The organism is Mesorhizobium sp. RSR380A (assembly GCF_054719385.1).
Window position 1 is genome coordinate 3,267,200 of record NZ_JBTTIB010000001.1, and the last position, 13,649, is coordinate 3,280,848.

Here is a 13,649-nt window from a genome sequence, read left to right on the forward strand (position 1 = left end):
TCCGGGGCGTATGAGGAAGCGACTGGTTTCGGGTAATCCGTAGCAGTCTGTTGCCCGCAAGTGAACGATGTCTGCCTCAGCGATTTCAACGCCGGCTCTCGATGATCTCAATGAAGCGGGCGAACAGCCCGGCTTGGGATTTGACGCCGAGTTTGCGATGGATGTTGCGGCGATGAACCTTCACCGTTCCCGGCACGATGCGCATGGCTCTCGCGATCGACTCGGTGGAATGCCCCTGCAGCACCAGATCGACGACATGCTTTTCGCGCGGGGTCAGCGACAGGCTTTCCCAAATGTGGGCGCGGTCGAACTCGTTGACGGCGGCGATCGTCTCGCCCTGCTCCGCTTCGTCCTGCTCCTCGGCCGCAAGTGCGGGCCAGCGCAACCGGGCGAAGTTGATGACCGCCGGCGCCATGTCGCGCAGCAGCCTGGCATCGGCGGTGCCGAAGGGGCCGGAGGCCTGCAATCGCATCAGCGACAGCACCAGCGCATCCTTGCCGGGCAATGGCACGAAGAAGCCGACCTCCTCGGCGAGCCTTGTCTGACTGTAGTAGGTGCGAAAATACTCGCTGGCATAGAAGCGGTCGGGCGCCAGTTCGCGCATGCGCCAGAACCCCTCCTTGCGCTCCACCGCCGCGTGATGAAACGGGTCGAGCAGGTAAGGCCCTTCCTGATAAAGCGTGACGAAGACATGGCTCTCGTCAGGCGAGAAGGTTTCGAACAGCAACGGCGGCCGCGAAGCGCCGCGATAGCCGAAGATCACGCAGTGGTCGAAGCTGACATGCTGCCTCAACCAATCGACCATAGCCTGGCCGAACAGGTCGCCGCTGGTCTCTCGCGTTGCCGCGACAAGGGCAGCGAGCCGGCTGTATTCGTCGCTGCGAGATGCGCTCAAAATATACCCCCTTAAACGAGAAAATAGATCAGATATACCACCAGCGAGGTATATACTAGCCGCCATTGGCTCTGGTAGCGTCCTGAAATAGCCCTGTTGCTGGAGCCAGCACTTTGACCGCAGTGCCCGACATCGAGTTTCGCGGCGTCACCAAGCGCTATGGCGCCGTGACCGCTGTCAGCGGCATCGATCTGGCTGTGCCGCCCTCCGCCTTTGTCGCCCTTCTCGGACCGTCCGGCTGCGGCAAGACCACATGCCTGCGCATGATCGGCGGCTTCGAGCAGCCGAGCGAAGGCCAGGTGTTCATCCGTGGCCGGGACATGGCCGGAACGCCACCCTATCGTCGGCCGGTCAACATGGTGTTCCAGCAATACGCGCTGTTTCCGCACCTCGATGTGGAAGCCAATGTGTCCTACGGGCTGCGCCAGGCACGGCCACGCCTGTCGTCGCAGGAAATCGGCCGGCGCGCCGGCGAGGCGCTCGAAATGGTGCGGCTCGCCGGCTATGGCCGCCGCAAGATCCACGAACTCTCCGGCGGCCAGCAGCAGCGCGTCGCGCTGGCGCGCGCACTGGTCAACAAGCCGGCGGTGCTGTTGCTCGACGAGCCGCTGGCGGCGCTCGACAAGAAACTGCGCACCGATATGCAGATCGAGTTGCAGAACCTGCAGCGCGAGATCGGCATCACCTTCGTGCTGGTCACCCACGACCAGGAGGAAGCGCTGTCGATGAGCGACTTCGTCTGCGTCATGAATGGCGGCCGCATCGTACAACTCGGCCAGCCGAGCGAGATCTATGACGAGCCGGCCGACCTGTTCGTCGCCGACTTCGTCGGAAAGACCAATCTGTTGAGCGGCAAGGTTGCCGGGCATACAGGCGATCTTGTCAATGTGGCGCTGGCGGACGGAACCGTCATTGCCGCGCGCAAACGAACCGCCTTGCAGCAGGGCGAGACCGTTTCTGTCAGCCTGCGTCCTGAATCGCTAAGCCTCGGCGCCACCAAAGGCAGCCCTTTCAAGGGCATCGTGCGCAACCGGATCTTCTTGGGCTCGACGGCGGAATACGCCATCGAGGTGCAGGGCATCGGAACGCTGCTGGCCAAGGCCGACCATGTGATCGGCCATGGCAACCTCTTCAAGCCGGGTGAACCCGTCGCCATCGGCTTTGCCTCCGGGACGCCGCTGGCGTTTCCGGAGACCAAGAACAACGGGACCAACCAGAGGGTAGCAAAAAATGTCGAAATCATATCGTGACGGACTGCCGATTAGCCCTGAGAACTTCGTCGACCAGCTGATGCGCCTGAAGCGCGGCTCGATCGGCCGCCGCGACTTCCTCCGCCTCACCGGCCTTGGCATCGCAACCGCGGTGATGGCGCGCGAGCTCGGCATCATGCCGACGCCGGCCTTCGCCGCCGAAAACCTCGGCGACCGCATGTCGATCGCCACCTGGCCGAACTATCACGACCCGCAGACCTTCGAGAATTTCAAGAAGGACACCGGCGTCGCCGTCGAGGTCAACGTGTTCGGCTCCAATGAGGAGATGCTGGCCAAGCTGCAGGCCGGCGCCTCGGGCTGGAGCCTGTTCGTGCCGACCAACTACACGATCTCGACCTACAAGAAACTCGGCATCATCGATCCGCTCGACATGGCCAAGCTGCCGAATTTCGACAGCTCCCAGGAGGACCCGCGCTTCACCTCGGAAGGCACGATCGACGGCACGACCTACGCGGTGCCGAAGAACTGGGGCACCACGGGCTTTGCCGTCAACACCAAGAAGCTGGCCAAGCCGATGACCAGCTGGAAGGAATTCTGGGACGTCGCCATGGCCGAGGGCGATGGCCGCACCATGGTCCACGACTACCAGCTGACCACAATCGGCAACGCGCTGAAATATCACGGCTATTCCTTCAACTCGCTGAAGCAGGACGAACTCGCCAAGGCCGAGGAGCTGCTGCTCAAGGTCAAGCCGCATCTGTTCGCGGTCTCGTCCGACTACCAGCCGGGCATGCGGGCGGGCGACGCCTGGATGACCATGTGCTGGACGAATGACGGCGCACAGCTGCATCGCGATATCCCGGAGATCGCCTATGTGCTGGGCAAGGAGGGCGGCGAAATCTGGACCGATTTCTACGCCATCCCGAAGGACGCGCCGAACAAGCCGGCCGGCTATGCCTTGCTCAACTATCTGATGACCCCTGAGGTCGCGGTGAAGGAGCATCTGGCCAACGGCGCGCCGTCGACCGACGCACGCGTCAACAAGCTGCTGCCCAAGGAAGTGCTGGACAATCCGATCCTTTACCCGGCGGCCGACCTGTTGACACCGCTTGAGTTCGGCGCGGCGGCAACACTGACCGATCCGGGTCGCGCCGAGCTGATGGCGCGCTTCAAGTCGGCTTGAGGCTGGCCTGACGCAAACGGAAACCGGCGGGCCTCCGCCGGCATCGGGGCGGGTTCCATGCACGGCAACAGATTTCGGTATAACATCCTGACAGCGCTGCTGCTCGCTCCGGCTACAGCGTGGCTGGTGGTGTTTCTGGTGTTGCCGTTCGTCGCCATTGCCGTGTTCAGCGTCGGCGAGCGGGCGCCGGAGGGCGGCTACCAGGCCGCCTTCACGCTGGCGCAGTATGCCAATCTTCCGGCGCGGGCGACTGCTTTCTGGAACACGATGATGCTGGCGCCGGTGGGCGCGCTTGCCTGCCTGCTCGTCGCCTACCCGGTTGCCTACTACCTCGCCCTGAAGGCGCCGCAACGCTGGCGACTGATCCTGCTTGCGCTCGTCGTCATTCCCTTTTGGACCAGCCTTTTGATGCGCACCTATGCCTGGATGTACATTCTGGGCGGACGCGGCATTCCCGCACTGCTGGCCTTTGTCGGCATCGAGGATGTCAGGCTGATCAACACGCCGGGCGCCGTGCTGCTCGGCATCGTCTATGGCTATTTGCCCCTGATGATCCTGCCGATCTATGTCAGTCTCGAGCGGCTCGACCGAAGGCTGCTGGAAGCCTCCGCCGATCTCGGCGCGACCCCGCTCTCAACCTTTCTGGGGGTGACGCTGAAGCTGTCGCTGCCGGGCGTGATGACCGGCTTCTCGCTGGTCATGATCCTGTTGCTTGGCGAATACCTGATCCCGACCCTGCTTGGCGGCGGCAAGGTGTTCTTCATCGGCAACGCGCTGGTCGACCTGTTCCTGCAGTCGCGCAACTGGCCGTTCGGATCGGCCATCGCCATCACCTTGGTGGCGGTTTCGGTGGTGGTGCTGATTGCCGCCAACCGCATCTCGACGCGGGTGTCGGGCGCCCGCAGGGTGGATCTGATCTGATGCGCGCCTTCGTCACAGCCGTCTTCGCCTTCCTCTACCTGCCGATCGCGCTGGTCGTGCTGTTCTCCTTCAACGCCGGCCGCCATGCCAGCGAGTTCACCGGCTTTTCGGTGCAATGGTACGGCACCGCGCTGTCGAACCCGTTCCTGGTCGAGGCGCTGAAGAACAGCCTGTTCATCGCCACCACCAGCGCGCTTCTGGCGGCGGTGTGCGGCACGGCGGCCGCGCTCGGCCTGGCGCGGGTCGGGCTTAGGACTCGCGCCGTCTTCGACGCGCTGATGGGTGCCGCGATCGTCGTTCCCGGCGTCGTCATCGGCATCTCGACGCTCGTCGCGCTGGTCCAGTTGTTTGGCGTGCTCAACCCGTTCCTCGCCTCGATCTGGCCAAACGACCAGCCGCCGCGCCTGTCGCTCGGCTATGGATCGATCATCGCCGCCCACGGCCTGTTTTCGATGGCGTTGGTGACGATGATCGTCGGCACGCGTCTCGCCAGCCTCGACCGCAACCTGGTCGAGGCCTCGAGCGATCTCTACGCCACGCCGCTGACGACGTTTCGCTCGATCGTGCTGCCGCAGATCATGCCGGCGGTGATCGCCGGCTTCCTGCTCGCCTTCACCTTCTCCTTCGACGATTTCATCGTCGCCTTCTTCGTCGCCGGCGCGCAGACGACGCTGCCGATCTATGTCTTCGCCTCGATCCGGCGCGGCGTGACGCCGGAAATCAACGCCATCGCCACCATCGTGCTCGTCGCCTCGGTCCTGCTGGTGGTGCTTGCCCAATGGCAGCTGCGCCAGCGCCAGCCGTCAAACTGAACAAGCCATCCAGCTGAAAGACAAATTCATGCTCCTCAAAGACCGCATCGCCGTGGTGACGGGCGCCGGTTCCGGCATCGGCCGCGCCGGCGCCATGATCATGGCCAGGGAAGGCGCGCTGGTGGTCATCGCCGACCGGGATCTGGCCAGCGGCGAGACCACGGCGGCGGACATCCGGGCAGTGGGCGGGCAGGCCGAGGCCGTTGTCACCGACGTCTCTGACGACGCCGCGGTCGAGAAGCTCATCACAGGCACTCTCGGCAAGTATGGCCGCATCGACATTCTGCACAATCACGCCGGCATCCAGGTCGGCGGCACGCTGACCGAGGTCGAGGTCGATGGTATGGATGCGTCATGGCGCATCAATGTACGGGCGCAGTTTCTGGCCGCGCGGCTGGTCATGCCGGCAATGGTCGCGCAAGGCGGCGGCGTCATCCTCAACACGGCCTCGAACTCCGGCGTGTTCTACGACCGCGAGATGATCGCCTATGCCACGTCCAAACATGCCGTGGTGGCGATGACCAGGCAGATGTCGCTCGACTATGCCCGCCACAATGTGCGCGTCAACGCGCTCTGCCCGGGCTGGGTCGACACGCCCTTCAACGAGCCGTTCATCGCCCAGATGGGCGGACGCGAGGCGATCGAGACCTATGTCCGCACCAAGATCCCGATGGGGCGCTGGGCGAGCGCCGAGGAGATCGCCGAAGCGATCCTGTTCCTCGTTTCCGACCGCTCATCCTTCATGACCGGCCAGGCGCTGGTGATCGACGGCGGCGAAAGCATCGGCTGATCTAGAGCAATTCCAGGAAAAGTGTGTAACGGTTTTCCGTCCGGAATTGCGTAAAACAAATAAGGGCAGCCGGATAGGAGGGTTCCCGCCTCTGGCTCAATCGCCGGCTGCCCGTCCTCCCTTGCCTTCATCTCGCATTTCGTCCAATAGAACGACACAAACGCCGCGAAACCGAAGGTTTTGCCGTTTGGAAGTGCGGCTTCCGGCCTCGTTGCCGACGCGCCGCAACCGGAAAAGAGCAGGACAATGTCTGCGATCGAAGCCGGCGCTCGTGCGCCGGAAAATCTTTGGCGTCAGGAAATCAGGGCGACACTGGCGCTGGCCTGGCCAATGGTGCTGACCAATCTCGGCCAGACCGCGATGACCGCGACCGACGTCATGATGATGGGGCGTCTGGGCGCGGACACGCTGGCCAGCGGCGCGCTCGGCGCCAACCTCTATTTCATGCCGCTGATCTTCGGCCTCGGCCTGATGCTGGCGACCTCGCCGATGATCGCCACCGAGCTTGGCCGCCGGCGCTATTCGGTGCGCGATTTGCGCCGTACCGTGCGCCAGGGCCTGTGGCTGGCGATCCTGATCTCGATCCCGATCTGGATGGTGCTGTGGCATGGCGAGGCCATTCTGCTGGCCATGGGCCAGGAGCCGGCATTGGCACATCAGGCCGGCATCTATCTGCGCTGGCTGGAATGGGCGGTGCTGCCCTTCTACGGCTATATCGTGCTGCGTTCCTTCATCTCGGCGCTGGAGCGGCCGGGCTGGGCGCTGATCATCGTCTTCGTCGCCGTCGCCTGCAACGCCTTCTTCAACTGGGTGTTCATGTTTGGCAATCTCGGCGTCACCTCGATGGGCATTGCCGGTTCGGGGCTGGCGACCACGCTGTCGAGCACGCTGATGTTCTGCGGCCTGGCAGCCGTGGTGATGCTGGAGAAGAAGTTCCGCCGCTACCGCCTGTTCGGCCGCTTCTGGCGCTCCGACTGGCCGCGTTTCAAGGGTCTGCTGCGGCTCGGCATGCCGATCGCCGGCATCCTCGCCTTCGAGGTGACGATCTTCAACGCGGCAGCCCTGCTGATGGGCCTGATCGATGCGGATTCGCTTGCCGCGCACGCTATCGCCATCCAGATCGCCTCGATCTCCTTCATGGTGCCGCTCGGTCTCAACCAGGCCGTCACCGTGCGCGTCGGGCTGGCCCACGGCGCCGGCAATCCGGCAGGCGTTTCGCGCGCCGGCTGGACCGCCTTCGTCATCGGCGTCTCGTCCATGGCGCTGATGGCGCTGGTGATGGTGCTGTGGCCGCATCTGTTGATCAGCGCCTTCATCGACATGACCGCCCCGGCCAACGCCAGGGTGATCGCGCTGGCCGTGTCGTTCCTGGCCTTTGCCGCGTTGTTCCAGATCTTCGACGGCGCGCAGGCTGTTGCCGCCGGCATGCTGCGCGGCCTGCACGACACCAAGGTGCCGATGATCTATGCCGCGATCGGCTATTGGGGCATCGGCCTGCCGCTCGGCGTGCTGCTCGCCTTCCATTTCGGCCTGCACGGCGTCGGCATCTGGATCGGCCTGGCCTCGGGGCTCGCCGTGGTGGCGGTGCTGCTGCTCGCGCGCTGGCTGCGGCGGGACCGCATCGCACCGCCGCTCGTCTTCAGCCATTGAAGACGCACCAAGCGGTCCGCCAACTGCCCGAAGCATTCACTGCAGAGCAGATGTCTGGTTGTCGCCTTTTGGACCGGAAGCGGCCGAACGCTTCGGGCGTGGGATCTTCAAAAGCGGACTCTCAGTTCGACGCGAGCATCGTTGCGAGTGAACGATCCCAGACTCTCGCTGCTTTTCAGAACCGGGTAGAACGCTCTGCCGGTTGGGGCGACTTCAAGCCGTGGCAAGAGCATTCCGGATTGGCCGGAAGTCGCGCCGCGGTCTCCAGCGCAACCCGCGAGGCTGTCATAGAGAGGCTCGGCAGCACGTGCTCCTGCAGCAATTTCTGGCGCTCGCGGTCCATATAGTCGTTGAAGCCGGCCGTGACGAACGCCAGGGGCACGAAACAGGCGCCGATCTCGCGCGATAAGGTGGCCTCAGGGGCGATCGAGTGGTTGAGCACGTCCGCTCCCATGTGTCGATACGCCAGAGCTTCGGCGGGAGTTGTCAGTCGCGGCCCGTAGCAGTGGGCAGCCACCAGCTGCTGCTCGATGCCATGGACGCGGCATCCGGCTGGCCAATGGCGCCGGGCGGTCTCGGCCAACAATGCCGCACATCTTGGACATACGATCTGCTTGCCCGAGCAGTCGAAGCTCTGGCGGCCAGGCAGAAGTGAAAACGGGGTCTGCGACAGTTCGATGATATCGGCGTTTACGACTATGTCGCCGGGCTGGATCGCCTTGTTGACGGCGCCAACGGTCGAGCAGGCCAGCACTTGCCTTACACCCGCTTTCATCAAGACCCAGAACGCGCGGCGATGACAGGAATGGTCGATATGGTCTCGGGGATTGCCGTGCGAATACATGCACAGGGCACGTTTCGTTTTGCCCTCGACGGTAATAGATGCATCGAATTCGAGCAGTTTCCAATTGTCGCTGGGACCGAAAGGGGTTTCGAAACTCATGTCTCGTTGCAAGGTGCGGACGCCATCGACTTCGACATCTTCCGGAAAGGCGAGACCCCAATTCGCCGAGCCGGTGATGATCGCCAACCCCACCTGGGGTATGTCCGTTGAATGATCCGCCAGATCGTCGGCTGCATGATGATTGTTGGGCATGTTTCCAATCTCGGTCAGGATTTTTGGCGAAGGGTCACGACGAGGACAACGACCACGACGATGACGGTCCACAAGGTCGAAATCGCCGCAATGGTCGGGTCGATCTGATCGCGCAGCGACAGGAACATGAGCTTCGGCAGCGTGCTGTTTTGACCACTCGCGACGAAGATCGAAATGACGGATTCATCGAGCGAGGTCAGGAAGGCCATCAGCGTGGCCGACAACAGACTTATCCGAAGTTGGGGGACAATTATTCCGCCAATGGCTCTTGCCCAGTTTGCGCCCAGGCTGCGCGCCGCCTGAACCTGGTTCCAGTCAAAGCGGGCCAAGGCGGGCACCAACACAATGCAGGCGACCGGAATGGCCAGCACCACATGTCCGACCAGGACACCGAACAGCGTTCCGACCAGACGTTGGGCCGCCAGAACAAAGAAGAGACCAATCGCGAGCAGGATTCCCGGCACGATAGAAGGGGTTAGCAGAATACCCTGAATGGCAATGGCGGCCTTTCCGCCGAGCCGATTTATCGAAATGCAGGCCAGCAGCCCCAGGGGCACTGCGATCATCGCCGTCAATGTGCCAAGGATCAGGCTCGTCCTGAGTGCGGCCATCCATGCCGCCGAACCGAAGAAAGCCTCGTACCAGCGCAACGAGTATGCGCGCGGCGGGAACTCCAAAAGATTGGACGCCGAAAAAGAGAGCGGCACGACGACGAGCGTCGGCAGCATCAGGAACGCCATAACGAGCGCGCAAAAGCTCCACAGGAGGATGCGGGCCAGCCTGCTATCTGGATAGGCTTCAAGCATGGGCTGTGCCGATGCTGCGTCCGGCAATCAGCCGCCGCGCAGCCAGGAACATCACCCCCACCAACGCCATTAGTACGAGGAGCAGGATGCCCAGGACGCTCGCCGAGCCCCAATCCTGGAAGGTCGATAGCGTGCGCTCGATCCGGGTGGAAAGAGGGTTTACCTTGCCGCCGCCAAGCACCGCGGGCGTGATGAAGAACCCTATGGTGTAAATGAAGACGATGATCGAACCCGAGAAGATGCCGCCGGCCGAAAGCGGCAGAATGACCGTGCGGATCGTTTGTCCGAGCGTAGCGCCCATGCTCGCCGACGCGCGAACGAGGTTTGCATCGATATCGCGCATCGCCGCATAAACGGGGAGCAGGAAGAGCGGCAGCATGTAGTGAACCATGCCGATGAGCGTTCCCGTTAAGTTGTAGACCAGCGGCAAGGGCTCAGCTGTCAGGCCTGAACCGGTCAAAGCCGCGTTGATCAGGCCATCGCGTCGCAACAGAACGAGCCAGCCATAGGTGCGCACCAGAATGGAGGTCCACAACGGCAGCATGACGAAGGCCATCAGCAAATTGGCCACCCTTGGTCTGGTGCTGGCCAGGGCGAGCGCCAAGGGGGTACCGAGTAGGATGCAGATCGCCAGCGTGCCCACGGACAGCTCAAGGGTGGTGACGAGTGCCGACCATGTCAGTCCGGTCGAAAGCACTTTCTCGTAGTTGCCGACGGTGTATTCACCCGCTGTGGTGAGGAAGGATTGCCGGATAATCCAGACGATGGGCAGGATCGCCGCCAGCCCAACGATCAAAAGCGCGGGCACTGAAAGCGACAGGAAGAACCGCCGCTCGCGTCGTGCGTCTGCCGCGAGCGCAGGATCGGTGATGACGGTCACGCTCCTGCTCCCGGTATCGCGTGAACTTTCGCTGCCGGTGCATATGCGGTCACTCGCTGACCGGTCGCAAGCTCGCCGCAGCCGCTGGCCATCGCCGCCGGAACGCAGACAAGAATCTCTTGCCCGCCGTCAAGTGCCAGCGTCAAAAGCCAGTTCTCGCCGCGAAACGCCTTGGCGCGCAGCGTTCCCTCGAGCGCCACCCCGTCTCGCCCGACGAGCTTCGCATCAAGATGGAAACTTTCGGCGCGGATCATCAGAGCTTCGCTTGATGCATCGGCGCCGTCTATTCTGCGCACCGCGCCCGGGGCCACAATGTTGGCCTCACCCATGAACTCCGCGACAAAGCGGGTCGATGGACGATCATAAATCCGCTGTGGCGTGTCGATCTGCTGAATACGGCCGGAATTCATCACCGCGACCCGGTCTGACATGATCAGTGCTTCGCGCTGGTCATGCGTCACATAAATCGTGGTGATCCCCAGATCGTCGTGCAGACGCCGGATCTCGTACTGCATGGTTTCGCGCAAATTCTTGTCGAGCGCCGACAACGGCTCGTCCATCAGCATCACGCGCGGCTCGAAGACGATCGCCCGCGCTAACGCAACCCGCTGGCGCTGGCCGCCGGACAATGCGGCAATGTTGCGCTCCGCCAAACCTTCGAGCTTCACGCGGTCCAAAGTGTCGAGCGCCCGCTGGCGGGCGTCGGCTTTCGGTACCTTGCGCAGCACCAGCGGATACTCAACATTTGCCAGAACGTTCATGTGGGGAAACAGGGCGTAGTTCTGGAAGACTATGCCGATGTTGCGCCTGTTCGGGGCCAGGCGGGTAATGTCGCGATCGCCCAACAGAAGTCTACCGGAATCCGGCCGGACAAAGCCGGCCAGAGCCATGAGCAGCGTGGTCTTGCCCGATCCCGATGGCCCCAGCAGCGTGAGGAATTCGCCAGCCCGAATATCGAGCGAGACATCGTCCAGCGCGACGTAAGATCCATAGGTCTTGCGCACGCTGTCGATGGTGATCGGGAGCGACTTCATCATGTGCTCAAGCCTTAGAGCTGAGACTCAGCGGGCCATCATCTCATCGAAGGCTTTTTGGGCAGCCTCGCCATTCCTGACCCACCATTCTGAATTCGAAAACACCGAAGTGCCGGCATTTTCAGGCGCGGTCGCCAGCGTCTTGAGACGGTCCTCGGGGATAAGGCCACCCTCATAGCCAGCAGGATTGACCGGGCCATAGGCTATGAAGTCGGTCAGCTTCGCCACGCGCGCGGGCTGTGTCATCGCTGCGATGAGCTTCATAGCTGCTTCCTTGTTCGGCGCCCCTTTCGGCACCGCAAGACAGTCGGTGCCAATGACGGAACCCTTGAACGTGTAGTCGGCCGCGCCGCCATCTGCTTTTACGGTTTGGGCCCGCCCGTTCCAGGTAACGACCAAATCCGCCTCACCATCTTTCAGCAACTGCGCCGACTGCGCTCCCGAGGTCCACCAAACGGCGACATTTGGCTTGAGTGCTTCGAGCCGCTTGATAGCGCGATCCAGACCCTCTGGCGTGCTGAGAACGGGATAGACGTCCGCCGGTGCTACGCCATCGGAGAGCAGCGCGATCTCGATCGAGTCCTGGGCATTGGCACGCAGCGCACGACGGCCGGGGAATTTGGCAACGTCCCAGAACTCCGCCCATGTCTTCGGCGGGTTTTCGCCATAGGTCTTGGTGTTCCACGACAAGACGGTGCCATAGGAGTCGAATGGATAGCAGTAGTCGGACTTTGCGCCGTCCGGCACGGCCTTTGGGTCGATGATCGTGTAGTCGAGCGGCTCCAGCAGCGACTGTGCGGCGGCCTGCGCGCCCTCCGGTGAGCCCAGGTGAATGACGTCGGTTGTGACCGCGCCCGAGGTAACCTGCATCTTCAGGGCGGCCAAGCCGTCGCTGAGGGTCTCCTCGCGGACAGCATAGCCAAGCTCTTTTGCAGCGGGGGCCCACATGGCTTCCTTCATGGCGTTGCCATAATCGCCGCCCGCGGTCGTGATGGTGACTGATTGGGCATAGACCGGCACGGCGGCCGAGAATGCGAATGCCGTCAATGAAATGCGTAACCAAGACATAGGTTCTCCTCCCTAGAATTTGTTGAGACGCGCTAAAAATGGCCAATTATTGCCAATCGTAACGTTACGATTGCATCCAATTGCAGGAGAGTCAAGCTGCTTTAGCGAGAGCTTGGATTGACCGTGAGGTGGAATTCGGTCACGTAGTGGAAGGCAGCAAATCAGCCGGCGCTTTCGCAAATGAGGTCGGGCGACATGACCAACCTGAAACAGATCGCGGCGGAACTTTCCCTTTCGGTGACCACCGTATCCCGCGCGCTGAAGGATGGGCCGGAGGTTCATCCCGCCACCATCGCTCGCGTCAAGGAAGTGGCGCAGCGGGTCGGCTATGTGCCAAATCATCATGGCTTCGCGCTCAAAACTGGCCGCACGCTGACGATGACAGCAATCTACCCGATGGAAACACAAGATCATCTGTCCGATCTGTTGAAGCTTCCGTTAATCGAAGGCATGACGCTGGCGGCGCGGCAAGCGGGTTATAGTCTATCCATCTACTCCACCACGCCCGATGATGACCCCATCGAGAGTGTGCAGCGACAGCTTCAGGCGGGCAGCACAGACGGACTGATTATCACGCGCATGGTCTCGGGTGATCCACGCGTTAAGCTATTGCTGGATAGAGGCATGCCATTCGTCGCGTTTGGAAGAACTGACCTGGATACAGCATATCCTTATGTCGACATCGACAATGAACAGATTGCCTACGAGGCGACCCGGCGGCTCATGGACAAGGGCTGCCGACGCATTGCGCTGCAACTTCTCGTTCCGGGCGACCAGGCGAGTGCCATGCGTCTTTCCGGGTATGGAAGGGCAATGGCCGAGGCTGGTATTCCGATCGACCAGTCGCTGATCGGTCATGGAATGTTCACCATGGAATCGAGCGCAGCCTGGTTCGATCGCATGCTGGCCTGGTCAGATCCGCCGACGGGCTTGGCTTGCGCCAACGAACTGGGCCTTCTGGGGGCACTACACGCTCTTGGCAGAAGAGGTCTCGCGCCCGGGAGTGACATCCACATTGTCACTCGGGACAGCACGCGGCTGTCACGTTTCTTGCCTGCGAAGATCGGCGTTCATTTCGTGGACATAGCGGGTGTCGGACGCAAACTTGTCGAAGTCCTGGAGAGCCGGATCGTCAATCCCCTCGGGCCGGTGAAGACAGTCTTGTTCAAAGGTGAGTTCGACCCTGGCGACTAGTCGGGCGAAGAAGTCAGTTGTCCGCTTTCGAGGAGCACTTAGGTTCACCCCTGAGTCCGAGATGAGGCGCGAAGCTGCCGCCTGCGCGAGGGTGCACTCAGCACCTTCA

Annotated in this window: 13 protein-coding genes; 7 read left to right on the forward strand and 6 right to left on the reverse strand. The window is 62.3% G+C overall.

Going from position 1 to position 13,649, the window contains the following annotated elements; translation table 11 throughout:
- Positions 1-85: 85 nt before the first annotated feature.
- A complete protein-coding gene (locus ACYG9Z_RS15920; protein WP_023745861.1) occupies positions 86-895 on the reverse strand; it encodes a helix-turn-helix transcriptional regulator in 810 nt (269 codons plus the stop codon).
- A gap of 113 nt (positions 896-1,008) precedes the next feature.
- Between ACYG9Z_RS15920 and ACYG9Z_RS15925 the strand changes: the two genes are divergently transcribed.
- The 6 genes from ACYG9Z_RS15925 to ACYG9Z_RS15950 all read left to right on the forward strand — a co-directional run bounded on the left by ACYG9Z_RS15925 (position 1,009) and on the right by ACYG9Z_RS15950 (position 7,462).
- Complete coding sequence (locus ACYG9Z_RS15925) at positions 1,009-2,145, forward strand: ABC transporter ATP-binding protein (protein ID WP_023700452.1); 1,137 nt, start codon at positions 1,009-1,011, stop codon at positions 2,143-2,145.
- Complete coding sequence (locus ACYG9Z_RS15930) at positions 2,126-3,289, forward strand: ABC transporter substrate-binding protein (protein WP_023711362.1); 1,164 nt, start codon at positions 2,126-2,128, stop codon at positions 3,287-3,289. The genes ACYG9Z_RS15925 and ACYG9Z_RS15930 overlap by 20 nt, the downstream gene beginning before the upstream one ends.
- Positions 3,290-3,346: 57 nt before the next feature.
- Entirely contained in the window at positions 3,347-4,210 is an 864-nt protein-coding gene (locus ACYG9Z_RS15935) for an ABC transporter permease (RefSeq protein ID WP_023693099.1), read from the forward strand.
- Positions 4,210-5,022: an ABC transporter permease gene (locus tag ACYG9Z_RS15940; RefSeq protein WP_023671267.1), complete on the forward strand. Its 813-nt coding sequence runs from the start codon at positions 4,210-4,212 to the stop codon at positions 5,020-5,022. Before ACYG9Z_RS15935 ends, ACYG9Z_RS15940 begins: the two co-directional genes overlap by 1 nt.
- A gap of 28 nt (positions 5,023-5,050) precedes the next feature.
- Positions 5,051-5,812: an SDR family NAD(P)-dependent oxidoreductase gene (locus ACYG9Z_RS15945; protein ID WP_023752495.1), complete on the forward strand. Its 762-nt coding sequence runs from the start codon at positions 5,051-5,053 to the stop codon at positions 5,810-5,812.
- Between the two features lie 246 nt (positions 5,813-6,058).
- Positions 6,059-7,462 carry an MATE family efflux transporter gene (locus ACYG9Z_RS15950; RefSeq protein ID WP_023752494.1) on the forward strand — a complete coding sequence of 468 codons (1,404 nt, stop codon included), beginning with the start codon at positions 6,059-6,061 and terminating at the stop codon, positions 7,460-7,462.
- Positions 7,463-7,637: 175 nt separating this feature from the next.
- Here ACYG9Z_RS15950 and ACYG9Z_RS15955 read toward each other — a convergent pair whose 3' ends face one another.
- Genes ACYG9Z_RS15955 through ACYG9Z_RS15975 form a run of 5 tightly spaced genes read right to left on the reverse strand, consistent with a single transcriptional unit; the run spans position 7,638 to position 12,346 of the window.
- Positions 7,638-8,558 carry a phosphorylase family protein gene (locus ACYG9Z_RS15955; protein ID WP_023752493.1) on the reverse strand — a complete coding sequence of 307 codons (921 nt, stop codon included), beginning with the start codon at positions 8,556-8,558 and terminating at the stop codon, positions 7,638-7,640.
- Between the two features lie 14 nt (positions 8,559-8,572).
- Positions 8,573-9,364 (reverse strand): ABC transporter permease, encoded by a 792-nt coding sequence (locus ACYG9Z_RS15960; protein WP_023703703.1) that lies wholly within the window; start codon positions 9,362-9,364, stop codon positions 8,573-8,575.
- Positions 9,357-10,244: an ABC transporter permease gene (locus ACYG9Z_RS15965; protein ID WP_023752492.1), complete on the reverse strand. Its 888-nt coding sequence runs from the start codon at positions 10,242-10,244 to the stop codon at positions 9,357-9,359. The genes ACYG9Z_RS15960 and ACYG9Z_RS15965 overlap by 8 nt, the downstream gene beginning before the upstream one ends.
- A complete protein-coding gene (locus ACYG9Z_RS15970) occupies positions 10,241-11,278 on the reverse strand; it encodes an ABC transporter ATP-binding protein (protein ID WP_023700444.1) in 1,038 nt (345 codons plus the stop codon). The genes ACYG9Z_RS15965 and ACYG9Z_RS15970 overlap by 4 nt, the downstream gene beginning before the upstream one ends.
- Before the next feature lie 27 nt (positions 11,279-11,305).
- Positions 11,306-12,346, reverse strand: a complete 1,041-nt coding sequence (locus ACYG9Z_RS15975; RefSeq protein ID WP_023829337.1) for an ABC transporter substrate-binding protein — start codon at positions 12,344-12,346, stop codon at positions 11,306-11,308.
- A gap of 195 nt (positions 12,347-12,541) precedes the next feature.
- Here ACYG9Z_RS15975 and ACYG9Z_RS15980 point away from each other — a divergent pair, with 195 nt between their 5' ends.
- Positions 12,542-13,540, forward strand: a complete 999-nt coding sequence (locus tag ACYG9Z_RS15980) for a LacI family DNA-binding transcriptional regulator (RefSeq protein WP_023752490.1) — start codon at positions 12,542-12,544, stop codon at positions 13,538-13,540.
- Positions 13,541-13,649 lie beyond the last annotated feature (109 nt).